The organism is Agrobacterium sp. DE0009 (assembly GCF_007680755.1).
In the GTDB taxonomy this organism is placed as follows: domain Bacteria; phylum Pseudomonadota; class Alphaproteobacteria; order Rhizobiales; family Rhizobiaceae; genus Agrobacterium; species Agrobacterium tumefaciens_B.
Map to the genome: position 1 here is coordinate 17589 of NZ_VEIU01000007.1, position 26389 is coordinate 43977.

24 protein-coding genes are annotated in these 26389 nt (G+C 59.1%); 17 read left to right on the plus strand and 7 right to left on the minus strand.

What is annotated here, in order from left to right:
- Positions 1-264 precede the first annotated feature (264 nt).
- Positions 265-1308 (plus strand): porin, encoded by a 1044-nt coding sequence (locus FS804_RS20090; RefSeq protein ID WP_144578649.1) that lies wholly within the window; start codon positions 265-267, stop codon positions 1306-1308.
- Between the two features lie 189 nt (positions 1309-1497).
- Here FS804_RS20090 and FS804_RS20095 read toward each other — a convergent pair whose 3' ends face one another.
- Positions 1498-3015, minus strand: a complete 1518-nt coding sequence (locus FS804_RS20095) for an amidohydrolase family protein (protein ID WP_144578650.1) — start codon at positions 3013-3015, stop codon at positions 1498-1500.
- 165 nt (positions 3016-3180) lie between these two features.
- Here FS804_RS20095 and FS804_RS20100 point away from each other — a divergent pair, with 165 nt between their 5' ends.
- The 7 genes from FS804_RS20100 (at position 3181) to FS804_RS20130 (ending at position 11578) form a co-directional block, all read left to right on the plus strand.
- Positions 3181-4746 carry an ABC transporter substrate-binding protein gene (locus FS804_RS20100; RefSeq protein WP_144578651.1) on the plus strand — a complete coding sequence of 522 codons (1566 nt, stop codon included), beginning with the start codon at positions 3181-3183 and terminating at the stop codon, positions 4744-4746.
- 210 nt (positions 4747-4956) lie between these two features.
- Positions 4957-5925: an ABC transporter permease gene (locus FS804_RS20105; protein WP_063951683.1), complete on the plus strand. Its 969-nt coding sequence runs from the start codon at positions 4957-4959 to the stop codon at positions 5923-5925.
- 18 nt (positions 5926-5943) lie between these two features.
- On the plus strand, positions 5944-6891 hold the full coding sequence (locus tag FS804_RS20110; RefSeq protein WP_063951684.1) for an ABC transporter permease: 948 nt from the start codon (positions 5944-5946) through the stop codon (positions 6889-6891).
- A gap of 5 nt (positions 6892-6896) precedes the next feature.
- Positions 6897-8090 carry an amidohydrolase family protein gene (locus tag FS804_RS20115; RefSeq protein ID WP_063951685.1) on the plus strand — a complete coding sequence of 398 codons (1194 nt, stop codon included), beginning with the start codon at positions 6897-6899 and terminating at the stop codon, positions 8088-8090.
- Entirely contained in the window at positions 8090-9583 is a 1494-nt protein-coding gene (locus FS804_RS20120; protein ID WP_063951686.1) for an amidohydrolase family protein, read from the plus strand. The genes FS804_RS20115 and FS804_RS20120 overlap by 1 nt, the downstream gene beginning before the upstream one ends.
- Complete coding sequence (locus FS804_RS20125; protein WP_004444579.1) at positions 9576-10559, plus strand: ABC transporter ATP-binding protein; 984 nt, start codon at positions 9576-9578, stop codon at positions 10557-10559. The genes FS804_RS20120 and FS804_RS20125 overlap by 8 nt, the downstream gene beginning before the upstream one ends.
- On the plus strand, positions 10556-11578 hold the full coding sequence (locus tag FS804_RS20130; protein WP_144578652.1) for an ABC transporter ATP-binding protein: 1023 nt from the start codon (positions 10556-10558) through the stop codon (positions 11576-11578). The genes FS804_RS20125 and FS804_RS20130 overlap by 4 nt, the downstream gene beginning before the upstream one ends.
- A gap of 8 nt (positions 11579-11586) precedes the next feature.
- Here FS804_RS20130 and FS804_RS20135 read toward each other — a convergent pair whose 3' ends face one another.
- Positions 11587-12264 carry a GntR family transcriptional regulator gene (locus FS804_RS20135; protein WP_144578653.1) on the minus strand — a complete coding sequence of 226 codons (678 nt, stop codon included), beginning with the start codon at positions 12262-12264 and terminating at the stop codon, positions 11587-11589.
- Between the two features lie 129 nt (positions 12265-12393).
- Here FS804_RS20135 and FS804_RS20140 point away from each other — a divergent pair, with 129 nt between their 5' ends.
- From FS804_RS20140 to FS804_RS20175, 8 genes are all read left to right on the plus strand, one after another.
- A complete protein-coding gene (locus FS804_RS20140; protein WP_144578654.1) occupies positions 12394-13023 on the plus strand; it encodes a flavin reductase family protein in 630 nt (209 codons plus the stop codon).
- Between the two features lie 21 nt (positions 13024-13044).
- The gene (locus tag FS804_RS20145; protein ID WP_144578655.1) at positions 13045-13767 is read left to right on the plus strand and encodes an aspartate/glutamate racemase family protein; all 723 of its coding nucleotides are present in this window, start codon (positions 13045-13047) and stop codon (positions 13765-13767) included.
- A gap of 101 nt (positions 13768-13868) precedes the next feature.
- On the plus strand, positions 13869-14804 hold the full coding sequence (locus FS804_RS20150; RefSeq protein ID WP_144578656.1) for a LysR family transcriptional regulator: 936 nt from the start codon (positions 13869-13871) through the stop codon (positions 14802-14804).
- A 103-nt stretch (positions 14805-14907) separates the two neighbouring features.
- Positions 14908-15387 carry a formate dehydrogenase subunit gamma gene (locus FS804_RS20155; protein ID WP_144578657.1) on the plus strand — a complete coding sequence of 160 codons (480 nt, stop codon included), beginning with the start codon at positions 14908-14910 and terminating at the stop codon, positions 15385-15387.
- Positions 15384-16940: an NADH-quinone oxidoreductase subunit NuoF gene (locus tag FS804_RS20160; protein ID WP_144578658.1), complete on the plus strand. Its 1557-nt coding sequence runs from the start codon at positions 15384-15386 to the stop codon at positions 16938-16940. The genes FS804_RS20155 and FS804_RS20160 overlap by 4 nt, the downstream gene beginning before the upstream one ends.
- 4 nt (positions 16941-16944) lie before the next feature.
- Positions 16945-19827, plus strand: coding sequence for a formate dehydrogenase subunit alpha (fdhF, locus tag FS804_RS20165; RefSeq protein ID WP_144578659.1), 2883 nt, complete (start codon positions 16945-16947; stop codon positions 19825-19827).
- 70 nt (positions 19828-19897) lie between these two features.
- Positions 19898-20242 carry a formate dehydrogenase subunit delta gene (locus FS804_RS20170; protein ID WP_144578660.1) on the plus strand — a complete coding sequence of 115 codons (345 nt, stop codon included), beginning with the start codon at positions 19898-19900 and terminating at the stop codon, positions 20240-20242.
- A gap of 114 nt (positions 20243-20356) precedes the next feature.
- On the plus strand, positions 20357-22009 hold the full coding sequence (locus FS804_RS20175; protein WP_144578661.1) for an OFA family MFS transporter: 1653 nt from the start codon (positions 20357-20359) through the stop codon (positions 22007-22009).
- Between the two features lie 50 nt (positions 22010-22059).
- Here FS804_RS20175 and FS804_RS20180 read toward each other — a convergent pair whose 3' ends face one another.
- The 3 genes from FS804_RS20180 to FS804_RS20190 all read right to left on the minus strand — a co-directional run bounded on the left by FS804_RS20180 (position 22060) and on the right by FS804_RS20190 (position 24697).
- Positions 22060-22512, minus strand: coding sequence for a GNAT family N-acetyltransferase (locus tag FS804_RS20180; protein ID WP_144578662.1), 453 nt, complete (start codon positions 22510-22512; stop codon positions 22060-22062).
- A 167-nt stretch (positions 22513-22679) separates the two neighbouring features.
- Complete coding sequence (locus FS804_RS20185; protein ID WP_144578663.1) at positions 22680-24038, minus strand: HAMP domain-containing sensor histidine kinase; 1359 nt, start codon at positions 24036-24038, stop codon at positions 22680-22682.
- Positions 24035-24697, minus strand: a complete 663-nt coding sequence (locus tag FS804_RS20190) for a response regulator transcription factor (protein ID WP_144578664.1) — start codon at positions 24695-24697, stop codon at positions 24035-24037. Before FS804_RS20190 ends, FS804_RS20185 begins: the two co-directional genes overlap by 4 nt.
- Positions 24698-24829: 132 nt before the next feature.
- Here FS804_RS20190 and FS804_RS20195 point away from each other — a divergent pair, with 132 nt between their 5' ends.
- Positions 24830-25390 carry a hypothetical protein gene (locus FS804_RS20195; protein WP_144578665.1) on the plus strand — a complete coding sequence of 187 codons (561 nt, stop codon included), beginning with the start codon at positions 24830-24832 and terminating at the stop codon, positions 25388-25390.
- Between the two features lie 145 nt (positions 25391-25535).
- On the opposite strand, the gene FS804_RS20200 is transcribed toward FS804_RS20195, so the two are convergent.
- Together FS804_RS20200 and FS804_RS20205 are read right to left on the minus strand one after the other, a co-directional pair.
- On the minus strand, positions 25536-26042 hold the full coding sequence (locus FS804_RS20200; protein ID WP_144578666.1) for a DUF992 domain-containing protein: 507 nt from the start codon (positions 26040-26042) through the stop codon (positions 25536-25538).
- Complete coding sequence (locus tag FS804_RS20205; protein ID WP_144578667.1) at positions 26039-26386, minus strand: BON domain-containing protein; 348 nt, start codon at positions 26384-26386, stop codon at positions 26039-26041. Before FS804_RS20205 ends, FS804_RS20200 begins: the two co-directional genes overlap by 4 nt.
- Positions 26387-26389: the final 3 nt, after the last annotated feature.

Sequence of the window (26389 nt, forward strand, 5' to 3'; positions counted from 1 at the left end):
TATTATAAAATAAGGCATCAGCAATTTAGCATAAAAATATAGAATAAATCAATTAATTACTTTATTTACAGCTGTTAATTTGTTGTAAATGTACTACGATACTCGGATCAATACATTATCGGTATTTCGATTTGGACGATTTGAATTGCGAGTCGCTGATGATTTCTGTCATTTGCTCAGTCAGCGCAGGGGAGGCGGGCGGCAGGGAAAGACCAGCCCTCAAATTTGCGCACTCGTTGAAAAATTTTTGACTGGAGATTTCAAATGAACATCAAGAGCCTTCTCATCGGCTCCGCTGCGGCACTCGCAGCAGTATCTGGCGCTCACGCTGCCGACGCTATCGTCGCTGCTGAGCCTGAGCCCCTGGAATACGTTGGCGTTTGCGACGCTTTCGGCGCCGGCTTCTTCTACATCCCAGGCACCGAAACCTGCCTGAAGTTCCAGGGCTACGTGCGTTTCCAGACTGACTTCGGTCGCGATAAATCCGGCAAGTCCGACTGGGATTCGTTCACACGTGCGCAGTTCGAAGTTGACACCCGCACCGACACCGAGCTCGGTGCTCTTCGTGGCTTCATCGGCTTCCAGGGCAATGCTGACACCGGATCGGCAGCCGCTTCTGCGACCAATTCCAATGATAAGGGTTCGGCGGTTTTCGTTGACCAGGCCTTCATTGAACTCGCCGGCCTCAAGGTTGGTAAGTTCACCAGCTGGTGGGACGATGGTATTGGTGGTGAAACCGACGAACTGTCGTCGAACTCCAAGTTCAACTCCATTCGTTACACCTATGACACAGGTTCGTTCTGGGCTGGCGTTTCGGTTGACGAGCTGGAAGGCATTTCTGTTGGCTCCTTCAACAAGAGCGACAACAATGTGGGCGTAGCTGCCGGCGTTGGTGCAAAGTTCGACAGCGTATCCTTCGCTCTTATCGGCGGTTATGACACCGATCGTGAGAATGGTGCCGTTCGCCTGATCGCAGAAGCTGGCGTTGGTCCGGGCACGCTCGCTCTGGCTGGTGTCTGGGCTTCCGGTGCAAACGCGTATTACAACGTTTCCGAATGGGCCGTTGCTGCATCCTACGCCCTCAAGGCAACCGACAAGCTGAAGATCACTCCCGGCGTTCAGTATTACGGCAGCTATGGCCTCGCTTCCTGGGATAATTTCTCGAACAACGATGCCTGGAAGGCCGGTCTGACGGTCGATTACAAGATCACCGACGGCCTCTCCACGAGGCTGGCGGCGAACTACCTCGACGTCGAAAAGAAGCCTGAGGCTTGGACCGGTTTCATTCGTCTCGAGCGTTCGTTCTGATCCTCTGAATAAAAAATATAGTTGGGTTAGGCAACTCAGATCCACCCTGTTCCCGGACAGGTGAGCCGCTAGCTCCAGTAAAAGTTCCTGACATGATGTCAGGTTTGCTTCCCGGTCCACTCCAGGCCGGGGAGTTTTTTTCGGGGAGCTGACGGTATTACAAATGAGGATTTGCCGTAGCCTGTTGATTTATGGGTTCTGATCGAGTCCATGCTCGCCCGCGCGGTAGCTTGCATCTTCCGGGGGACGCGGAGGGTGTACCGGTTCGTCAAATGTGCGCAGCAGGCGGCCCCAGCCGGGATCATGCATATGTGCTTTCAGGCCAGCCCGCTCCGCCAGCGCCGTGGCTTCCTGCTGGCCAAAGGCAATGGCAGCATCGACATCTACCGTCAGGACCCGTCCGTTTTCCATCAGCAGCTTGCCGTCCACAAATACGGTGTCGACATCGCTTCCGAGAACCTGATGCACCAACCGATGAACAGGCATCCACATGGGCATGAGATGCGGTTTGCGCATATCGATGATGACGACGTCAGCCTTCTTGCCGATTTCGAGCGAACCGATCTCGTCCTCCATGCCGATGGCATGGGCGGCATCGATGGTGATCATCTCAAATATCTTGCCGGGCGGAAGCAGGTAGCGGTCGTGATTGTGCAGGAGATGTTGCGTGAATTGTGCCAGGCGCGCCGTCTGCAACATGTCGAAATGGCGGCTGGGGGCCGCACCATCGGTGGTGATGGCGACACGAATGCCTTTCGACATCATTTCCATGATGGGGGTCGCGCGGCCCGGTGGCGCGTGGGTCACGCGGGTGCCGGTTTGCGCCAAGATGTCGATCTCGTCATGGGATATGCCCCAGCAGTGCTGAAGGTGAATGTCAGGGCCGAGCAGGGCATTTTCCTTGTCCTGGAACGCCATGCGGATTTGCCCGGCAAAGGCGTCAGAATGAAGCCTCACACCTGTCTTGCGCGCCATCTCTCGTATCCGGCGGGCCTGCATCCTGTCGCCTTCGGTCAGTTTCACAGCCTGATCGGGCGTCGATGCATTTGATGGTTCGACCGAAGGCACGATGGTGAAAGGCGTCAGAAAAACGCTGATACGGCCATCGGCGCTGCCGTGCAATGCTTCGATCACCGCTTCGCTGCCCTCCATCATCTCGTCGAAGCTTACGTCGCGACGCTCTGGCGAACCGCTCTCCCACCGCGTAACCTGATGCGGCCAGGGGAGGCCCGACGGCCCAACGCAGATAATTTCGCGAAGGCCGAGTTCGCTATAGGCGCGGGCGTGATTGACGGCGAAGACGGGGTCATCCGCGCGCGGCATCGAGGTGATGATGCTCGCCCCGGTCGTCACCCCGGCGCGCAGCCGTTCAATGCCGGAAATCAACCCGTCCGCATACCAGTAGTCGCGGGTCACGTAGTGATAATAGGTCGGGGTGATGATTTTCATCCACATTGCATTGGTGTCCGCTGCAATGCTGCGAAGAAGCGCGTGGCCGGCATGGCCATGAGCATCGATCAGGCCGGGGATGATCAGCTTTCCCCGGCAATCAATATTTTGTTTGTCGGTGTGGCGAGACTGGAGATCTTGCGCTGCGCCGATGTCGACAATCCTGTCGCCCTCGATGGCCAATGCGCCGTCTTCAATCATGCGTCTCTCTCTGTCGACCGTGACAATCGTTCCGTGCAGCAGCAGAAAGCCTGTCATATTTCGTCCTCCCTGAATTTCAGCCCGTTTCCAAAAACATACGATTTTGAGTACGATAATTGTCAACAATATTATTGACAATAAGCCTGGGCGAAACAATACTCCCTCTGCCAGACCGGACCGCCTTGCGGTCTTTCAACGATTTATAAAAAAGGGGGGGGTCAAATGTCCCGTATCAGAAGTTTCGTCCTGGCGGCCATGGCTGCCGCCGCCATTGCCGTTCCCGCCAATGCCGAGACCCTTCGCTGGGGCGGTCGCGCCGATCTTTATTCACTGGACCCCTATTCGGTGCCGTCGACGTCCAACCTGGCTTTTCTGAACCATATTTACGAGGGCCTCGTTCGCTACGGGCCGGATTTTCAGATAGAGCCCGCACTTGCCACCGAGTGGAAGCTGATTGACGGTAAGACCTGGCGCTTCACCCTGCGCAAGGGTGTGAAGTTCCATGACGGCGCAGACTTTACCGCCGATGACGTCGTCGCATCTTTCACGCGCGCGTCGGACGCAACCTCGCCGCTGCGTGGCAATATTCCGATTTACGCTGGCGTCAAAAAGGTCGACGACTACACGGTTGACCTCGATGTCAACGCGCCTACCTCGCTCTTTCTGAACGACATAACCAACATCTTCATCTTTAATGCCAAGTGGTTGAAAGATAACAATAGCGAGAAGCCTACCGACTTCGCGTCGAAGGTTGATGGCTACACCACCATGCACACCAATGGCACCGGCCCCTTCAAGCTGGAGAGCCGCGTTCCGGACAGCAAAACTGTTCTCGTTGCGAATGAAGGCTGGTGGGACCAGAGGAAGCACAATCTCGACCGCATTGAATTCGTGCCTATTGCATCTGCTGCGACACGCGTTGCGGCCCTGCTGTCGGGTGAAATCGACCTGATCGATTCCGCTCCGATCCAGGATTTGCCGCGCCTGGAATCCTCGCCCAATATCTCGGTCAAGAAACGCACTGAGCTTCGCACGCTCTTCATCGGCTTCAATCGCCGCGAAAAGCTCGAGAATGGCCAGCCAAATCCCTTCAATGATCTGCGTGTCCGTCAGGCCTTCGAAGCATCGATCGATCGAGACCTGATCAACAAGAAAGTCATGCGTGGTCTTGCAAGACCTTCTGGTTCGCTGATCGCGCCCGAAATTGCGGGCTACGCCAAGTCGCTTGATACCTTTGAACCGGCCGATCCGGCCAAGGCGCAGAAGCTGCTTGCCGATGCCGGCATGAAGAACCTCGCCTTCACCTATACCTGCATGAATGACGAGAGCGTCAATGAGGAGGACATCTGCTCGGGCGTTGCCAATATGCTGAAGCGCGGCGGTTTCCAGCCGACGATCGATATTGCGCCACGTTCGGTACAGTCACCCAAGCGCAATGGCGGCAAGGCTGACGTCTTCAACCTCAGCTGGGCGAACGAGCCGACGCTGGACGCCTTCTCGATGCTGTCGCAGATCCTCTCCACCCGCAAGGGTGCGATGGGCGTCTCCAATTATGGCGGCTGGTCCAACCCGGAAATTGACAAGCTTGTCGCGCAGGCGGCGCAGGAGCAGGACAATACGAAGCGCCTGGCGCTTGAAGAAGCTGCGCTGAAGATCGCCAAGGACGAGACCATGCTCGTGCCGTTGCACCAGCAGCCGATTGCCTGGGCTATGCTGGCCAAGGTGAAAAGTGTCGACTTCCGTGCCGACAACAAGCCACGCCATTGGCTGACCCAGGTCGACAAGTAAGACACGTTGTTGAGGCGCCGGCCCAGGCCGAGCGCCTCAGTTGCTTAGCGGTCAACCGGTTCGAGATCAGGGTGAATCCGCGTCGAAATTGTCGACAAAGTTGTATGTTGTTGCGGCTAAGTTAGGCCGTGAAATCTTTGGCCCATCTCTGGAAGAGAGTGATCGAACCTGAAAGCCCGCGTGGCTCAGGCTCGCGTCCGAGAGGTAACAATGCTGGTTTTCATCATCAAGCGTTTGGGAAATGCCGTGCTCGTCATGCTTTCCGTCGCGCTTCTCGCCTTTCTCATTTTTCGGCTGGCGGGCGATCCCGTCGAACTGATGGTCGGCGAACAGACCTCGCAGGAAGATCGTGCCGCGCTACGTGAACGGCTGGGCCTCAATGACAGCCTGCCGACCCAATATCTGCGATTTGTCAAAGATGCAGCGGAGGGGAATTTCGGTGTTTCCTACCGCAATGGGCAGCAGGTGCTGCCGCTGATCGCCGAACGGTTCCCTGCAACACTTGAGCTGGTGCTGGTTGCCACCGTCATATCGCTGGTCGTCGGCCTGCCTCTTGGCGTTCTGACGGCGATCCGGCGCGGGAAGTGGTATACGGAGGGCCTGCAATTCCTGTCGATTGTCGGCGTTTCGCTGCCGAGCTTCGTTGTCGGCATCCTACTCATTCTGGTCTTTTCCGTTTCCCTCGGCTGGGCACCGGCCTTCGGTCGCGGCGATGTCGTCCAGCTCGGCTGGTGGTCGACGGGGCTATTGACGTCATCCGGACGCGCGGCCCTCATTCTCCCGGCTATCGCGCTTTCGCTTTATCAGATCACGCTCGTCATGCGACTGGTGCGAGCGGAAATGCTTGAAGTTCTGCGGTCCGATTTCGTGAAATTCGCACGGGCCCGCGGCATTCCGCGCTGGCGGATTTATTTCCGTCACGCTCTTCGTAACTGTCTGATGCCTGTTGTAACGCTGACGACAATGAATGTCGGTTCGCTTATCGCCTTCGCGCTCATCACGGAAACGGTGTTTCAGTGGCCGGGCATGGGCATGCTGTTCATTCAGGCGGTCACCTTCCTCGATATCCCCGTCATGGCAGCCTATCTCTGCATCATCTCCTTCATCTTCGTTGTCCTCAACACGTTCGTCGATATCGCCTATGCGGTCATCGATCCGCGTCTGCGCGCCGCGCGCTAACCGAAGGGAGCCGGTTTCATGACAGACCTTTCGCAAACGGAAAAATCCGCCCGCCGGTCGCTTTTCAGTCGCATGCGTGACAGCGATCTCTACTGGTCCTTCAGCCGCAGCAAATCGGCAAAGATCAGCGCGCTCATCCTGACAATCCTCATCCTCGCCGCTGTCTTCGCGCCGTGGATTGCACCCCAGAATCCCTATGATGGCGCATCGCTCGACATGTGGCAGGCCGAGCTGCCGCCGATCTGGCAGGAGGGCGGCGAATGGCCGTTTCTCTTGGGAACCGATACGCAGGGACGCGACATGCTTTCGGCCATTCTTTATGGCACACGCATCTCCATCGTCATCGGCGTTGCCTCCGTGCTGCTTTCGCTCGTCATAGGCATGACCGCAGGTCTGGTGGCGGGGTACTTCGGTGGTTTTGCCGATGGCCTCCTGATGCGCATCGGTGACATCACGCTCTCCATCCCGACCATTCTCGTGGCGATCCTCGTCTCCACTGTCGTCCGCCAGATGCTGCCCGACAATCTGCGGGAGGTTGGGGCATCTGCCGTGCTCATTCTCGCCATCGCGCTTTCCGCATGGGTGCAATATGCCCGTACGGTGCGCGCCCAGGCCATCGTCGAAACTGGCAAGGACTATGTTCAGGCGGCAAAGCTGATCGGCGTCCCCGCCCGCCGCATCATGGCGGCGCATATCCTGCCCAATACGCTGACGCCGATCATGGTCGCCGCGACGCTCAATTTCGGCATGGCGATCCTTACCGAAGCAACCCTGTCCTTTCTCGGCATCGGAATGCCGCCCAGCCAGCCGTCGCTCGGCACATTGATCCGCATCGGCAACCAGTTCCTGTTCTCCGGCTCCTGGTGGATCGTGCTGTTCCCTGTCTTCCAACTCTGCCTGCTCGTCGTCACCGTCAACCTTCTGGGTGACTGGCTGCGCGATGCGCTCAATCCAAAACTGAGGTGAGTTCCATGCACGATCTTCTTCTTCGCAACGTACGGCCCATGGCGGGCGAAGCCTGCGATATCATGATCAGGAACGGCAAGATTATCGGCTTCGGAAAGTTCGACGCCGAACCCGGCATGCCGATTGAGGATGGCAAGGGAGCAATTGCCGTCCCCGGTCTTATCGATGCCCATACGCATCTGGACAAGACGACGTGGGGCATGCCCTGGCACGTCAACAATCGTGCTGCCATCCTGCGAGAGCGAATCGATTTCGAGCGGGAAAACCGCGTTCAGATCGGCATCGATCCGCATCGCCAGTCCATGCGCCATGCCATCGGGCTTGCGGCCAATGGCGGCACCCATATTCGCAGCCACGTCGATATCGACCCGACCCATGGGCTGAAGCTGGTCGAAGGCATCTGGGAAACCCGCGAAAAGCTTGATGGCATTATCGACATCGAGGTCGTGGCCTTTCCGCAATCGGGCGTCATGGTCATGCCCGGCACGGTGGAGCTTCTCGATGAAGCCTTAAAGCAGGGCTGCGAGGTGCTTGGCGGCATCGATCCCTGTGGCATCGACCGCGATCCGAAGGGTCAGCTGGACATTCTTTTTCAGCTCGCGACAAAACACGGCGTGCCGATCGATATTCATCTGCACGAAGCAGCCGACCTCGGCGCCTTCACCATGGAACTCATCTTCGAGCGCATCCGGGCGAACGGCATGCAGGGCAACGTTGCCATCAGCCACGCCTTCGCGCTCGGTATGAATGACTATCTTCGCGTCGGCAGGCTGATCGACGAGATTGCGCGGCTTGATGTCGCCATACTGACCACGGGTGCGCCATCGGCAAGCGTGCCATCGATCATGCGCCTCAAGGAGGCAGGTGTGCGCGTTGGCGGTGGCTGTGATGGTATCCGCGATACATGGGGTCCGTGGGGACAGCCGGATATGCTGGATCGCGCCAAGATCATCGGCATGAAAAACGGCCTGCGTTCGGATATCGAACTTGCTCATGTGCTCCATGTCGTTTCCAAGGGCGGCGCCGATGTCATGGGCATTGAAGATTACGGCCTGGATATCGGCTGCGCTGCCGACTTTACCCTCTTGACGGGTGAAACGCTGGCGCAAGCCGTTGTCGATATCGCTCCCCGGCCACTGGTCGTCAAAGGCGGCCGCGTTACGGCGAGAGATGGCAAAGCCATTGTGGAGGCGCCGTGATGAGCGACGTTCTCAATTCGTTGCAACTTGGCGAAAGGCCGGAAGGGCGAACGTTGCTCACAGCCAGTTGGGTTGTCGGACACCGGGACGGTTCGCACCGGCTGCTCAAAAACGGTGAGGTTGTTTTCGAAAACGGCGAAATCGTCTTTGTTGGGCATGGATTTCCCGGAGAGGTCGCCCAGCGTATCGATTTTGGCAATGCGCTCGTCAGCCCCGGCCTGATCGATCTCGATGCGCTTTCCGATCTCGATACGACGATCCTCGGCATCGATCATCATCCAGGCTGGGCGAAGGGTCGTGTATGGCCGCGCTCCTATGTCGAGGCTGGTCCTTACGAAATGTATTCCCCGGAAGAGCTTGCCTTTCAAAAGCGTTTCGCCTTCGGGCAGTTGCTCCTAAACGGCATCACCACGGCAACCCCCATCGCATCGCTGTTTTATCGCGAGTGGGGGGAGACCGTGGCGGAGTTCGAAGCGGCGGCCGATGCTGCCGGCGAACTTGGCCTGCGCGTTTATCTCAGCCCCGCCTTCCGGTCAGGCGGCATGGTTCTGGAAGAGCCGGGCCGCATGGTGCCAGTCTTTGATGAGGAGCGCGGTTTTCGGGGGCTCGCCGACGCGATCGCCTTCATCGAAAAGCAGAGTGGAAAGCACGGCGATCTGGTGCGCGGCATGCTCGCGCCGGATCGGGTGGAAACCTCAACTCTTGCGCTCATAGAGCGCACCGATGCGGCTGCCCGCGAACTCGGCTGCAAGTTCCGTCTCCATATGGCGCAGGGCGTCATGGAGGTCGATACGGTTCGCAAGCTCCACGGCTCGACCGCGCCAGTCTGGCTTGCCAAGGCGGGCCTCCTCAGCGAAAGGTTGATCGCCCCGCACGCCACCAATGCGACGGAGGAAGACCTGGCACTCTATGCGGAAAACGGCGTCTCCATCGTCCACTGTCCGCTGGTTTCGAGCCGTGGCGGCAGCACACTCTCATCCTTCTCATCCTGCCGCAAACGCGGCATCAACATTGCGATGGGAACGGATACGGCCCCGGCGGACATGCTGATGAATCTGCTCGTGGGGCTGATCACCTGCCGCATCAATGACGGTGCTCCAGACCAGATCCGCTGTGCCGATCTTTTCGATGCGGCCACACTTGGCGGCGCGCGTGCGCTTGGCCGGTCTGACCTTGGCCGTCTTTCGCCGGGTGCTAGGGCAGACATTGCCGTCTTTGACCTCGACGATACCGTCATGGCGCCGAGCATCGATCCGATCACCACGCTGGTGACCGGCGGCTCGGGCAAGGTCACGCGGGCCGTTTTTGTCGACGGCCGTCTATCGATGCGTGAAAGGCAGGTCGCCCACATCGACATGCGGCGTGCCCGTGAACAGGCGCAGGCGCAGTTCGATCGCCTGATTGCAAAATATCCCGAACGGAGCTGGGCAAATCCGCCCGTCTCCGAAATTTTCCCTCCGAGCTATCCGGTGGAGGTTGCCCAGCATGGTTGACATGAACCAATCGGTCATCGATGTCCGTAATCTTAAGGTCGAGTTTCCCGGTCGTCGCGGCACCGTCACCGCGCTTTCTGATATTAGCCTTTCGATCCGGCCCGGTGAAATCCTGGGCGTTGTCGGGGAATCCGGCGCCGGTAAGTCCATGACGGGCCTTGCCATCCAGGGCCTGCTCGAGAAACCCGGCCACATCGCCGATGGTGAAATCTGGCTCGGGTCGCGCCGTATCGATCAACTGGATGACCGGGCGATGGAAAGCATTCGCGGCCGTGAGATCGGTGCGATTTTTCAGGACCCGCTGACCTCGCTCAATCCACTCTTTACGGTCGGTGCGCAGCTTGTCGAGACGATCCGCCAGCACCTGCCGCTGTCGAAAGCGGATGCCCGTGCACGAGCTGTTCAACTGTTGAAGGATGTCGGCATTCCATCACCTGCGGATCGTGTCGATCATTATCCGCACCAGTTTTCCGGCGGCATGCGCCAGCGTGTCGTCATTGCACTGGCGCTCGCCGCCTCTCCGAAACTCATCATTGCCGATGAGCCGACGACGGCGCTCGATGTCTCGATCCAGGCGCAGATCATTTCGCTGCTGCGGCGGCTGTGCAAGGAAAAGCAGACGGCGGTCATGCTCGTCACCCACGACATGGGCGTCATTGCCGAGGCTGCCGACCGCGTGGCGGTGCTTTATGCAGGCCGGCTGATCGAGGTAGGACCGGTCGAACAGGTGCTGCACGAACCGCGCCACCCCTATACGCAGGGCCTGATGGCCTCGATTCCCTCGCTCGGTGCGCGGGTGGAGCGGCTGAACCAGATCGACGGGGCGATGCCGCGTCTCGATGCGATCCCGCCCGGATGCGCATTCAATCCCCGCTGTGGATTTGCCGGGCCACGCTGCCGGCGGGAACGGCCTGAACTCGAAACCGTCGGCAACGGCGCCAGTGCGTGCTGGTTGAATGCAGGAGGCACAGCATGACACGATCCGCATCTCAAAAGGCAGCAGTGGGCAAGCCGGCCTTGACGGTGAAGGGCCTGACGAAAACCTTCGACGTTTCCGCCCCGCTGCTCAACCGAATTATCGAGCGCAAACCCCGGCAATTTGTCCAAGCCGTCAACGATATCGACTTTTCCGTTCCGGCCGGCGGCTGTCTCAGCATTGTCGGCGAGAGCGGCTGCGGCAAGTCGACCGTTGCCCGCCTGGTGACAGGGCTTTTCCGGCCAAGCGCCGGCGAGTTTCGTTTCGCGGCCGGCGGCAAGGGCAAACCCCTGTCGGCGCAGATGATCTTTCAGGACCCCTATGCCTCGCTCAATCCGCGCTGGCGGGTGAAGAACATCATCGCAGAGCCAATCCGCGAACTGAAGCTGCGCGCGACGAAGGCCGAAACGATGGAGCGCGTGGAGGAACTTCTAAAGACCGTGGGGCTGGCGGCCTCTGACGGCGAAAAGTTTCCGCATGAGTTTTCCGGCGGCCAACGCCAGCGCATCTCCATTGCCCGCGCATTGGCGAGCGAACCGGAATTCCTGGTCTGCGACGAGCCGACATCGGCGCTCGACGTGTCGGTGCAGGCGCAGGTGCTGAACCTCATGCGCCGCCTGCAGGATGAACTCGGCCTCACCTATCTCTTCATCAGCCACGACATGAGCGTCGTCCGTCACATGTCAGACCGTATCGCGGTGATGTATCTCGGGCGGATCGTGGAGGAGGGCGATACGGAAGAGCTTTTTGCCAATCCGCGCCATCCCTATACACGGCTGCTTCTCCAGACGATCCCCAATATCAAGACGCCGCAGCGGGATCGGGAGATTGTTGCAGGTGAAGTGCCAAGCCCTCTGAAGCCGCCTTCGGGTTGCGCGTTTCATCCGCGTTGTCCGCTGGCAACGGCGCAATGTACGGCAGAAGTCCCTAAGGTGAAAAGCCTCGCCAACGGCACGCGGGTCGCCTGCCACCTGGTGGAAGATGACACGCAATGGGCGGGCGAGCGACAGCGCGCCTGAGCGGAAGATCAGCCGAGCGCGGCGCGCAGGTCGTGGGAAAGGTCGCGGATTTCGCTAAGATCGAGTTCCGCTTCCACATGCTCAAGGTGGTGGGTCATCAGGTGGATGGCCCGCGACGGATCATTGTTGGCGATCGCATCGACGATTTCCGCATGTTCGTCCGGGCCGCAGTTGAAGCGATCCGTGTTACGGTAAACGGCTGTTATCAGCGACGAGCGGGAAATGAGATCGCGCATGGTGGTGAAGAGGAAGTCGGAACCCAGCGTTTCCGCAAGCAGAAGGTGGAACCCGCCGGAAAGCTTGATGATGTCGGTCGTGACGTTTTTGGCATTGGCCACACGCTCTTTGGCCACGTGGTCGCGTAGCTTCTTGAGATCTGTCTTGGTGGCGGATTTGCACAGTCTTTCGACCACGCATTGCTCGACGGTACGGCGGACGAAGAAGACATCGCGGGCTTCCTCGACCGACGGTTTGGAGACAAAAGCGCCGCGATTGGGAACGATGGTCACCAGTCCGTCACGTTCGAGAACGGACAAGGCCTGGCGGATTCTTGCACGGCTGACGCTAAAGATTGTCGCCAGTTGCTCTTCTTTCAGCTGCACGCCCGGACGCAGCCGGCGTTCGGCAATCGAAAGCCATACTTTCTCGACAATCTGCTGCGTGGACGGGCCGGCCTGCTCGCTCATTCGACATACTCCCCAATCGTCCTAGAGAAGCGTGATGTGAATGAAAAAGTCAACTGTATCAACGGGATTTTGGTTGCAACATTGTCAACAATATGAAAGATAATTGTAGACTAAATTAGGATGCCGATCATGGAATTCGATTTCAGCGCGCTTGAGCCCCAGAGCCGCTACCGCCTTCTGACGAATTTTATCGGTCCGCGACCGATCGCGCTTGTGACGACGCGTTCTGAAGCCGGCCATAACAATGCAGCGCCGATGAGCTTCTTCAACGTCTTTTCGCATGATCCGCCCATCGTCGTCCTTGGCATTCAGCCGAAGGTCAGCGGCGAGGAGAAGGACACGATGGTGAATATCCGCCGCACCGGCGAGTTCGTCGTCAATATGGTAGATATGGCGCTTTCGGAGCAGATGCTGATCTGCGGCCTCGGCTTCGACAATGAAGTTGACGAAATGGAGATGGCCAAACTTACGGCCATGCCGTGCAACCAGATCGATGCGAGTTATGCCGCGCAATCGCCCTGTGCATTCGAATGCAAGGTGGAGCGACTGATCGATTACCCCCGCCGCACACTGGTGCTCGGCGAAGTGGTGCACATGCATGTTCATAACGAATGCCTCGATGAAGAGGGACGTTATGTCGATGCCGATCGCTATCAGCCGATCGCCCGGCTTCACGCCGACAACTACATCACCTCGGATCGCCAGTTTGTTTTGAAGGCGCCACCAATCACCGATTTCACCGCGCCTGACGGCAAGTGACAGCTTTTCAGGATGCGTGCGATGCATATTCGTTTGATAAACCCCAATTCCACCGCCTCAATGACCGCGCAGGCTCTCGATAGTGCGCTCCGGGTCAAGCAGAAGGAGACCCACGTCTCTGCGGCAAATCCGGTCGACACCCCCGTCAGCATCGAAGGGCAGGCGGATGAGGCCATGGCCGTTCCCGGTCTTCTGACGGAAATTCGCAAGGGCGAGGGGCAGGGCGTGGATGCCTATGTGATCGCTTGTTTTGATGATCCGGGCCTTCATGCCGCCCGCGAAGTGGCGCAGGGGCCCGTTATTGGCATCTGCCAGGCGGCTGTGCAGGTGGCGATGACGATCAGCCGGCGCTTTTCGATCATTACCACGCTTCCTCGCTCCATTCCTGTTATCGAGGATCTTGTGGAGGACTACGGCGCGCAACGGCATTGCCGGAAGGTCCGGGCAATCAACCTGCCGGTTCTTGGCCTTGAAGAAGACCCCGCGGTCGCGGAAGCCCTGCTTCGTCGCGAAATCGAGGCCGCCAAGTGTGAGGATGCGGCAGAAGCGATCATTCTCGGCTGCGCCGGCATGTCCTCGCTCTGCGACCGGCTGCGCGACGCCACAGGTGTTCCGGTCATCGATGGCGTGACGGCGGCGATCAAGCTTGCCGAAGCTCTTGTTGGCGCCAATTACAAAACCTCGAAGGTCAACGCCTATGACTATCCGCGCGTGAAGGGGCCTCCCCTCGTCGCCTGCGCCTAGTTTGCAGGAAAATGCCTGCAGCCATTTGCGGGCGCTTGTGCCACGTTCTAGTGTTCTCCCGCGCGCACCGGTCAAGCGGGCGCGCCCCTGGGGGAGAGCGTATGATCGACAAGCTGGAATTTTTCATCGCATTGGCGCGGGCTGAACATTTCGGCCGGGCGGCGGAGGAATGCGGTGTCTCTCAGCCCAGCCTGTCGGCGGCAATCCGGCAGTTGGAGGATCAACTGGGCGTCGTTCTGGTGGTGCGCTCGGCACGGTATCAGGGGCTGACACCGGAGGGCCAGCGTGTTCTGGAATGGGCGCGCCGCATCGTTGGGGATGCACGCACTATGCGCGAGGAAATGCGCGCTGCCCGCAAGGGCCTGACCGGACATATTCGCTTGGCCGTCATTCCAACGGCGCTTGCGATGGTGCCGCGATTGACGGAATCGTTTCAGGCGCGCCATCCCGATGTGACTTTTTCCGTCACGTCACGCACCTCGCTGCAGGTCTTGAGCCAGATCGAAAACCTCGAGATCGATGCGGGAATCAGTTACCTCGACAACGAGCCACTTGGGCGCGTGACCACTGTGCCGCTTTATTCCGAGCGATATCACCTCATTGCCGCTGCCGGAACGCCGCTTGCGGATCAGGAAAGCGTTACCTGGAAGCAGGTTTCCAGTCTTAGGCTTTGCCTATTAACACCTGATATGCAGAACAGGCGCATCATCAACCGGCACATGGCCGAGGCTGGGGTGGAGGCGAAACCGACGCTCGAATCCAACTCCATGATCGTGCTGTTTTCCCATATCCGCACCGGACAATGGGCTTCAATAATGCCGCGTAACCTTGCTGAATCCTTCGGTTTTCCGAAGCAGATCAGGATCATTCCCATCACCGATCCGGAACCCGAGCATCTCGTTGGTTTGATCGCCACCCATCGGGAGCCACACACGCCTCTGGTTTCTGCGCTTCTACACGAGGCACGTCAAAGGGCAGCGGAAAAGGCGTTTGATAGGAATTTCCTATCAGATGACGGAAACGCCTTATTGACCTGATCCACCCTGCTTCGCCATTGTTTATACACGCAGGGGGCTGCGGCGTGCTTGATGAAAGTCTTTTTCGCCATTCCTGCCCCTGTCGGTTTGGGAGGACTGGCTCATGAATATCAGAGCGGTTGCCGCGGATGAGGCGGCCCGTGTTTCCGCTGTCATTGACGAATTTCTTCAACTGGAAGGGCCTCTGCTGCCCATCCTGCACGCCGTGCAGGAAGAATTCGGTTATGTCCCGGAAAGCGCCAAGCAGATCATCGCATCCGCGCTGAACATCTCGCGCGCTGAAGTTCATGGCGTCGTTACCTTCTATCCTGATTTTCGGGATCATCCCCACGGACGTCATGTCCTGAAGCTCTGTCGCGCCGAGGCTTGCCAGTCGATGGGTGGCGAGCCTCTTGCGGAAACCATCAAGTCCCGGCTCGGCCTAGACTGGCACGAAACCGCGCCTGATGGTTCCGTTACGCTGGAGCCGGTTTTCTGTCTCGGGCTCTGTGCACAGGCGCCGGCCCTGATGCTGGATGGCGAGGTCCATGCCCGTCTTGATGAGGACTGTCTTAGTGAGATTCTGACGGAGGCACGCCGATGAGTGTCACCGTTTTTGTTCCCGGCGATTCTGCGGCCCTTGCCGTTGGCGCAAATCTCGTTGCCGATGCCATCGCCCGCGAAGCCACTGTCCGCAACCTCGACGTCCATATTGTTCGCAACGGTTCGCGTGGCATGCTCTGGCTTGAAGTGCTGGTGGAAGTCCGCACCGAACATGGGCGCATTGCTTATGGCCCCGTCAAGGCGGGCGATGTCGCTTCGCTTTTCGACGCGGATTTTCTGACGGGTGGCGACCATCGCCTCTGTCTCGGGCCTACAAAGGACATTCCCTTTCTGAAAGGCCAGACACGTCTGACATTTGCCCGATGTGGCGTCACCGATCCATTGTCGCTGGAGGATTATCGCGCCTATCAGGGCATGAAGGGTCTTGAAAAAGCTGTCGCGATGGCCCCGCTCGATATCGTTGCCGATGTGACCCAGAGCGGCCTGCGCGGACGCGGCGGCGCTGGTTTTCCCACGGGTATCAAATGGAAGACCGTTGCTGATGCGGTGGCCGACCAGAAATATATCGTCTGCAACGCAGATGAGGGCGACAGCGGCACCTTCGCCGACCGGATGATCATGGAAGGCGACCCCTTCGTGCTGATCGAAGGCATGGCCATTGCCGGCCTAGCGGTTGGCGCGACCAAGGGCTTTATCTATACGCGTTCGGAATATCCCTACGCCATCAGGGTCATGGAAAAGGCGATCGAGATCGCAAGGCGTGAGGGAATTCTCGGGTCCTCCGTCCTCGGGTCAGGCCGTGCGTTCGACATGGAAGTGCGCATGGGCGCCGGTGCCTATGTCTGCGGCGAAGAAACCTCACTCCTGAACAGCCTTGAAGGCAAACGCGGAACGGTACGCGCCAAGCCGCCGCTACCCGCCCTGCAGGGCCTGTTCGGCAAGCCGACGGTCGTCAACAATGTGATTTCGCTGGCCTCCATTCCCGTCATCATGGATCGTGGTGCGGCCTTCTATCGCGATTTCGGTGTCGGCCGGTCGCATGGCACCATCCCGATCCAGCTTGCTGGCAATTTGAAACATGGTGGGCTTTACGAAACCGCCTTCGGCCTGACGCTCGGGCAACTGGTGAACGATATCGGCGGCGGCACAATCACCGGCCGTCCCGTCAAGGCGGTGCAGGTGGGCGGTCCGCTCGGAGCCTATTTCCCGGTGTCGCTGTTCGACACGGTCTTCGACTACGAAGCGTTTACCGCGGCTGGTGGCCTGATAGGCCATGCCGGCATCGTGGTGTTCGATGATACGGCAGACATGCTGCATCAGGCTCGGTTCGCGCTGGAATTCTGCGCCGTCGAAAGTTGCGGCAAGTGCACGCCCTGTCGTATCGGCTCGACACGTGGTGTCGAGACGGTGGACAAGATCGCGCTCGGGATCGACCGGGAGAAAAACACGGCGCTGCTCGAAGATCTCTGCGAAACGATGAAATTTGGTTCGCTCTGTGCGCTGGGCGGTTTCACGCCCTATCCCGTGATGAGCGCGCTCCGGCATTTCCCTGCTGATTTTGCCCCCACCCCACGTGTTGAAGCGGCGGAGTAAGACCATGGCCCTTGTAACCGAATTCGACTACGGCACCCCGAAGTCCAACGCCACCGATATGGTGACGCTCACAATCGACGGCCGACAGGTGACCGTTCCCGCGGGAACGTCGATCATGCGGGCCTCGCGCGAAGCGGGCATCGATGTGCCGAAACTGTGCGCCACCGACATGGTGGATGCCTTCGGCTCGTGCCGGCTCTGTCTTATCGAGGTGGAGGGCCGCAATGGCACCCCCGCCTCCTGCACCACGCCGGTTGCTGCCGGTCTCGTCGTGCACACGCAGACGGAGCGGCTGAAGCAGATCCGCAAGGGCGTGATGGAACTTTATATCTCCGATCACCCGCTCGACTGCCTGACCTGTGCCGCCAATGGCGATTGTGAATTGCAGGACATGGCAGGCGCGGTGGGGCTTCGCGACGTTCGCTTCGGCTACGAGGGCGACAACCACGTCAAGGCCCGCACCGGGGAGGGCGATCTTAATGCCCGCTGGATGCCGAAGGACGAGAGCAATCCCTATTTCACCTATGACCCGTCCAAATGTATCGTCTGTTCGCGCTGCGTGCGGGCCTGCGAGGAAGTGCAGGGAACCTTTGCGCTGACGATCGAGGGCCGTGGGTTCGAGAGCCGTGTATCGCCCGGCGCGCATGAAGCGTTTCTCGATTCCGATTGCGTTTCCTGCGGCGCCTGCGTGCAGGCCTGTCCGACCGCGACGCTGACCGAAAAATCGGTGATAGAGATCGGTCAGCCGGAACATTCGATGGTGACGACCTGTGCTTATTGCGGCGTCGGATGCTCTTTCAAGGCGGAGATGCGCGGTGAAGAGCTGGTGCGCATGGTGCCGTGGAAAGACGGACAGGCGAACCGAGGCCATTCCTGCGTCAAAGGTCGTTTTGCCTATGGTTATGCGACCCACAGGGACCGCATTCTCAATCCAATGATCCGCGAGAACATCGGCGATCCCTGGCGTGAAGTGAGCTGGGATGCGGCCTTTGCCTATGTCGCTTCGGAGTTTCGGCGCATTCAGGGCAAGTATGGCCGCGAGTCCATTGGCGGCATCACTTCGTCGCGCTGCACGAACGAGGAAACATTCCTTGTCCAGAAGCTCATTCGCGCCGGGTTTGGCAATAATAATGTCGATACCTGCGCCCGCGTCTGCCATTCGCCGACGGGTTATGGCCTCGGCCAGGCCTTTGGCACTTCTGCGGGCACACAGAACTTCGACAGTGTCGAGCATTCCGACGTGGTGCTTGTTATCGGTGCCAACCCAACCGACGGCCATCCGGTTTTCGGTTCGCGGCTGAAGAAGCGGCTGCGTCAGGGTGCAAAGCTGATCGTCATCGATCCGCGCCGCATCGATCTCGTCCGCACGCCGCATGTGGAGGCCGCTTTCCACCTGCCACTGTTGCCGGGCACCAACGTTGCCGTTCTGACGGCTCTTGCGCATGTGATCGTCACCGAAGGGCTGTTCAATGAGGCCTTCATTCGCGAGCGCTGCGACTGGTCGGAATTCGAGGACTGGGCTGCTTTCGTAGCCGAGCCGCAGCACAGCCCGGAAGAGACGGAACGTTTCACCGGTGTTCCCGCGGAAGATCTGCGCGGGGCGGCCCGGCTTTATGCCAAGGGTGGCAATGGCGCGATCTATTACGGTCTTGGCGTCACCGAACACAGCCAGGGTTCAACGACCGTCATGGCGATCGCCAATCTCGCCATGGCGACTGGCAACATCGGTCGTCCCGGCGTGGGCGTCAATCCGTTGCGTGGACAGAACAATGTGCAGGGATCCTGCGACATGGGGTCCTTCCCGCATGAATTGCCTGGCTATCGCCATATCTCTGATGATGCGACGCGCGATGTGTTCGAGAAACTCTGGGGTGTGAAGCTCAACAACGAACCGGGGCTGCGTATTCCCAACATGCTGGATGCCGCTGTCGATGGCAGCTTCAAGGGAATCTACATTCAGGGCGAGGATATCCTCCAGTCAGACCCGGATACCAAGCACGTCTCCGCCGGCCTTGCCGCCATGGAATGTGTTGTGGTGCACGATCTCTTCCTGAACGAGACGGCGAATTATGCGCATGTGTTCCTGCCGGGTTCCACCTTCCTCGAGAAGGACGGCACCTTCACCAATGCCGAGCGCCGCATCAACCGCGTGCGCAAGGTCATGTCGCCGAAAAACGGTTACGCCGACTGGGAAGTGACCCAGAAGCTGGCGCAGGCCATGGGTCTTGCCTGGAACTACACCCATCCATCGGAGATCATGGACGAAATCGCGGCGACGACGCCAAGCTTTGCCAGCGTTTCCTATGCCTATCTGGAAGAAAAGGGTTCGGTGCAGTGGCCCTGTAACGAAAAATTCCCCGAGGGCTCGCCAATCATGCATGTGGACGGTTTCGTGCGCGGCAAGGGCAAGTTCATCCGCACCGAATATGTGGCGACGGATGAGCGCACGGGACCGCGTTTCCCGCTGCTGCTCACCACCGGCCGCATTCTGTCGCAATACAATGTCGGCGCACAGACACGGCGCACCGAAAACGTCGTCTGGCACGAGGAGGATCGTCTGGAAATCCATCCGCACGATGCCGAACAGCGTGGTGTGAAGGACGGCGACTGGATCAAGCTCGTCAGCCGGTCGGGAGATACGACGCTGCGAGCGCTGATTACGGATCGTGTGGCGCCGGGCGTGGTCTATACGACCTTCCATCACCCCGGCACGCAGGCGAACGTCATTACCACCGATTTCTCCGACTGGGCGACCAACTGCCCGGAATACAAGGTGACGGCGGTTCAGGTCTCGCCATCCAACGGGCCGACGGAATGGCAGGAAGAATATGATGCGCTTTCGCGTCAGTCCCGCCGCATCGCCGGCAAGCTGGAAGCTGCGGAATAATTGGGCCCGGGCTTGTCCCGGCCTTCTTAACATTTGGCGTCGGGACGTGAACTGGCGCGGGGAGTAGATCATGTTGCTCAATCACACGGACGAAAAGCTGGTGAGGATGGCAAACCAGATTGCGACGTTTTTTCTGTCGCAGCCGGAGGATATCCAGGTTGATGGCGTTGCCACTCATATCAACAAATTCTGGGAGCCGCGTATGCGTCGTCGCTTCTTCGAGATGGTGGATGCCGGTGCCGGCGATTTTCTGCCGCTCGTGATTGCCGCATCCAGAGAGATCAGAAGGCCAGACGCGCTAGCTGCCGATGCCGTAGGGCTCGGCGAAGACGCAAAGGGCGCACCGGGCGGCAAGGGACCGATTGCGGGGGAATCTCTTTCGGAACCGAGCGTGCCCGAAACAACGCGCATCTGACGCGTGCGGAAATACATGAAGCTTGCCGCCGCATGGGAGGACGTGCGGCGGCATCGCTATTCGCCTGGCGGGGCGAATGAAAATCTCCAGACATTCACGAGGGAGGTAGTGTCAATGGCAGTAGCAGGCGCAACGGCGGGAGAGGCGGCGCAAGCCGGTTTGCTGGACCGTGAACGAATAATCGCAAGACCGGGTTTCAATCGCTGGCTGGTGCCGCCGGCGGCCCTTGCCATCCATCTGTGCATCGGCATGGCCTATGGCTTTAGTGTGTTCTGGCTGCCGCTCTCGAAAGCGCTGCCGGCCACGGATCCCAGCTGCTCCAGTCTGACTTTGATCGGGGCGCTGTTTACCACCCAGTGCAACTGGCGCGTGGCGGATCTCGGCTGGATTTATACGCTCTTCTTCGTTCTTCTTGGCTGCTCTGCCGCCATATGGGGCGGCTGGCTGGAACGGGTGGGACCCCGCAAGGCGGGCTTCGTTTCCGCCTGCTGCTGGTGCGGTGGTATTCTTGTCGCCGCTATCGGCGTCATGACCCATCAACTCTGGCTGATGTGGCTGGGAGCAGGTGTCATTGGCGGCGTCGGGCTTGGCCTCGGCTACATCTCGCCGGTGTCCACCCTGATCAAATGGTTCCCGGACCGTCGCGGCATGGCGACAGGCATGGCCATCATGGGCTTTGGCGGTGGTGCGATGATCGGTGCGCCGCTCGCTAACCTCCTGATGAATACCTTCAAGACCGAAACGTCGGTGGGCGTCTGGCAGACATTTGTCGTGATGGCGTTGATATACTTCGTCTTCATGATGGCCGGCGCCTTCGGATATCGCATTCCGCCTGCGGGCTGGCGTCCGGAAGGCTGGACGGCGCCGGCGGCCAAAAGCGCCATGATCACAACGCGACACGTCCATCTTCGCGATGCCCACAAGACGAAACAGTTCTGGCTGATCTGGGCGGTGCTTTGCCTGAACGTTTCGGCCGGTATTGGCGTCATCGGCATGGCCTCTCCGATGCTGCAGGAAATTTTCGCGGGTTCGCTGATCGGCCTTCCGGGCGTGGGGTTTGCCGATCTCGATGCCGGACAAAAGGCGCAGATTGCGGCGATTGCCGCCGGCTTCACCGGCCTTCTTTCGCTTTTCAACATCGGTGGCCGCTTCTTCTGGGCCTCCATGTCCGACAAGATCGGCCGCAAGAACACCTACTTCTGCTTCTTCATCCTCGGCATCATTCTGTACGCGCTCGCACCGACGCTCGCGACGATGGGCAACAAAGCGCTCTTCGTCCTCGCCTTCGGCATCATCCTGTCGATGTATGGCGGTGGTTTTGCAGCGATCCCGGCCTACCTCGCCGATATCTTCGGAACTCAGTTTGTCGGCGCAATCCATGGCCGTCTGTTGACTGCCTGGGCGACTGCCGGCATCGCGGGTCCCGTCGTCGTCAACTATATCCGCGAAGCGCAGATTGCTGCCGGCGTGGCTCCCGGGCCTGCTCTTTACACCAGCACGATGTACATTCTGGCGGGTATGCTGGCGATTGGCCTTGTCGCAAATGCCTTCGTCCGACCGCTCTCGGACAAATGGTTCATGTCGGATGCTGAAGTTGCCGCACTTCAGGCGAAGACAGCGGCTGCCAATGCAGGGCCGACCGGTTCGTTCGGCATCGGTCGCGGCGGTTTCGACGCCAAGGCGGCTCTTGCCTGGGCAGCTGTCGGAATTCCGCTTCTTTGGGGTGTCTGGGTCACCGTGAAGAGCAGTCTCGTTCTTTTCGGCTGATCGTTCCTGCGAAAAAAAAGACGGGCGGCCCGGCGGCCGCCCTTTTTCCTTCACCGCGTCAGTTGCAAGCGTGCATTTTCAAACGGCATGCCGTCATCATCGTGGGAACTGCGAGTGACCTCGCGAAAGCCCAGTGATTTGTAGAAACCCATCGCCTGCGCGTTCTCGGTATAAACATTGAGATTCAACGCATCATGGATCGTGAGAGCGTGAGCGATGAGTTCGCGGCCAACACCTTTGCCCTGCCAGTGCGGCGAGACAAACAGGCCGCCGACGAAATTATTGATCAGGCTGATAAAGCCGGTTGTTTGACCACTAATTTCGGCAACAAATGTTTCGGAGTTCGGCAGATATGTATCTTCGATCAGCTTGCGTTGTTCGCGAAGACGCTGCGTACCGATGAACGGGTGGGCAAGCAGCGAGGCGTTGAGCCAGATGAGAGATAACGTCTGCGTATCCCGCGCCGCGTCAAACGGCCGGATTTGAACGGATGTTTTATGCATGGAAATTCCACTAAGTGAGACATGTCAAAGGGTCGGCCTTCTAGGGCCGGCTGAACCCGCCAAAGTGACGGCCAGAATTCCAACCTCTGCGCATAAGTCTCCTTCTTGTGACGCCACTGTCTAACCTCTGGTGAAGTCGGGGTCAACAAGCGTCGGTGTTGCTGCCATCAAAGAGCGGTCGGTAGTGTCACCACACAGGAAAGTCCACGATCGGCGCTTCCCTCGAGGTTTATTTGTCCGCCGTGGAGTTCAACAAGTTCCTTGACGATGGTGAGGCCGAACCCATCTCCCGGAACGGTCTCATCCATCCGTTTTCCCGGCTGAAAGGCTTCTGCAACCAGATCGTCATGGATGCCGGGTCCATCGTCAGAAATCGTAAGGTCCACGGTGCGGCCGGTTTTCCGTGCAGAAATCTCCACCCGGTTTTTTGCCCATTTAAAGGCATTGTCGACGATGTTGCCAATGATCTCATCGAGATCTTCTGGCAACACGGCCACGCGCAGGGCATCTTCCACATCGACACGCGCGACGACGCCACGGTCCGCATGAATATGCGTCATGATCTCAACGATGTCGTTGATCCTCGGCAAAAGCTCGGTGGAAGCAACGACGCCGCCTGCGGCTGTTTTGCGGGCCCGTGCAAGATGGTGACGGATCCTTTGATCGATCTTGTCCAGCAGGCCGCGCATTGTGCCATCAGGATCATTCGTCTGGTTCAACGCGAGATAGAGGCTGGTGACCGGGGTCTTGAGGCCGTGGGCAAGATTGGCGAAATGCAGACGGGTCTCGGTCAGCCTATCCTTGTTCTGTTCCACGAGCCTGTTTATTTCGCGTGTCGCGGGACGAAGTTCATCAACCTCCACGTCCGGGAGATGGTCTCGGGAACCCGCCGAAATAGCCGCGATGTCATCCGTCAATTGGCGAAGTGGCCTCAGGCCGTATCTGACCTGAATAAAGATGCCGGCGACCAGACTGGCGCCAAGCAGCGTCATGGCTGGAACGAGCCATAACAGCGCACGTCGGGCCGGGGTGTCGAGTGCGACGCGTGGTGCGGTCGCGGTAATGTCGACAAGTGTCCCGCCGACGATGGTCTGGATAGACCGAAGATAGAGGTCCTGTCCCTGAAGACTGGCGTCGGTTCCCGGGCGTGGGCCATGGCCCAGCATCTTGCCCCAGTCCATCGGTGATGGGGGATTGTCGAGCGTCCGGCCCGCAAGGGAACGCGAGCCGATGATGGTATCCTTGGCGCGCACCTGCCAGTACCAGCCGGACCCACGCCTGTCGAAAGGTGGCGCATCCAGGGCGGCATTCAGCGTCAGCTTGCCTGCGCCATCAACAAAGAGCGCGCTTCGCACCCCCTCGATCTGAGTATCAAGGCGTTGATCGATCTGTTCGCGCACGACACCCGCAACGATGAGATAGAGGATAGCGGAGGCGATAATCACGCTTGCGGTGACGAAGACCACGGAAAACATCGTCAGGCGACGCGATATTGAAGACCTGGCACCGGAAGGAAGGCGTGTCATGGTTGCGCTTTCAGCATGTAACCGCGACCGCGCACGGTTTCGATGCAGTCCGCGCCGATCTTGCGCCGCAAGCGCGCGATGATCACCTCGATCGAGTTGGAATCGACCTCCGCATCGCCGTCATACACCCGTTCTGTCAGTTCGCGTCGATCCACGATGATCTCCTTGCGAAGGATGAGGCACGAAAGGACCCGCCATTCCAGCGCGGTCAGTTTCAACGGCAGCCCGTCCTGCTCGAAGGTGCCAAGCTGCGCGTCAAAAGTGAGCGACCCACAGGTGATGGTGGAAGCGGCATGACCGGTTGCTCGTCGCACCAGTGCGCGCAATCTCAAGACAAGCTCTTCGACCTTGAAGGGTTTGGTCAGAAAATCATCGGCGCCCGCCTTGAAGCTCGCCACCTTGTCCGGCCAGCCGTCACGGGCGGTCAGCACCAGCACCGGCAGATTGCGTTGCTCAGCGCGCCACGATTTCAAAACCGAAACGCCATCGACCTTGGGCAGGCCGAGATCGAGAACGGCAGCGTCGTAAAGCTCCGTTAAGCCCGCGTGTTGGGCGTCCTCGCCGTTCTGCGCGATGTCGACAACGAAATTTTCCGCGCGCAGGCTGGCGGCAATCCGTTTCGAAAGGTCGGCATCGTCTTCGACAAGGAGTATCCGCATGGTTCTGGAATCCGCTTTAGAGATGAGGTTTTCTAGGCCACGACGGCTTAACTCAAGCTGAACCACAAGGTTCAGGCTGGTGGTGGGGTCATCAGGGTAAAAGGGTCTCGTCAATGCAAACAGGAGATCACAATGTCCCATTCCGATGACAATAACCCAATTGACGCTGCCACTGCTCCAAAGGCTGGTCCGGTCCCTCCCCACGGGAAACACCGTCCCAAGACAGCGGCGCTCACCTTCGCAGCGGTTGCAATTCTCGCGGTTGGCGCCGCAGCGGGCGCCGGCGCGGTCAAGCTGACGAGACCGACGCCTGAAATGGCCCCTATGACGCCCGTTGCGATTTCGACCGTCAAGGAAGGCAACCTTGTCACCCTCAAGGGCAAGGTTGCGGAAATCTACGGCAACAAGTTCATTCTGCAGGATGACAGCGGCCGCGCACTGGTAGAAACCGGACCGGAAGGCGAAGGCGGAAAGATAGCGAAGGCTGAGGAGGCCGTCAGCGTACAGGGCCGTTTCGATGACGGTGTCCTTCATGCCAGCTATATCGTCCGTCAGGATGGCAGCGTTGAAGCGCTTGGACCCGCAGGCGGTCCGCCTCGCCATGGGCCAAAACATGAGCCGAGGCACGGCCCTGGTGCCGAGCTTGACCACGGTCCCATGAATGATGCGCTGCCTCCGCCGCCAAATCCCTGAGGCAATTGCATTTCTCAAGTGCGCTTGTGCTGCAGATAAATGTCTTCAGACACTTCCGCTTATCGCCTGAAAATATGAAGAAGCGCGCCGCGGGAAGCGGCGCGCCTGATGAAATTCGGGATTTCGATTTGGTGGAAGCTGCTCCTTAACCCGCGCGCTTCAATTGAAGATGCGAGACACCGGCCGCAACGTTTACGCCAGTCCCAACTTCAGCACTGATAGGCTGCAGGGCGAAGTTCTTGGCGTTGCCTCCCACCAATGCGTTGGCGCCGACACCGACACCGACCGAGGCACCGGCTGAAGCGCCGACGTAGTCGCCGCTGAGTGCTCCTTCACCGACGCGGCTTGCCGCCGTGTTAAGAACGATCCAGCTCATATAGGTTTTGCCGGTCACCCCGATATCGAGACCGAGTTTGCCGATCTTGCCCGTGTAACGTTCGGTTTTGCCGGAGCGCTGGCGGAACTGGCAGTCCACTGCCTTGCTCGAGCCGACGACCAGCCCGACACCACCGGCAATTTCACAGGACAAGGTCCCAACACGTTCCTTCTGCGCGGTCTCTGTCGCCCGTTTGCCGCCATGCTTGGTTTCAGCGGAGGCGAGGGGAGCAACGGCGAGCGTTGCGATAGCGGTTGCGAGAACGAGTTTCTTCATTGTCTGTCACTCCTGTTATTATTCACGAGGCGGATGCGCGGGGAAGATGCATCCACATAGGTCTGAGGTCGCTGGCGTATCGCCAGATCGGCGATGATCGGCCGAGACGCGAAACATTCTGCGATGATGACCGCACGTTCGAAGGCAGAGAGTGTTTCCACCTCACCCGAGAGCACAATGCGCCCTTCGACCGAAGTTACAGAGATCGAACTGCTTTCCTGACCCTCTGCGTAAGCAATGACAGCTTGTAAGGCGGCGCACAGGCTGATGTCCTGGGGGTGGCAGCTTGCCGCCGGATTTGCCTCACACGCAAGCATCATGGTGAAACCTCCTGCCTTGAACATTAA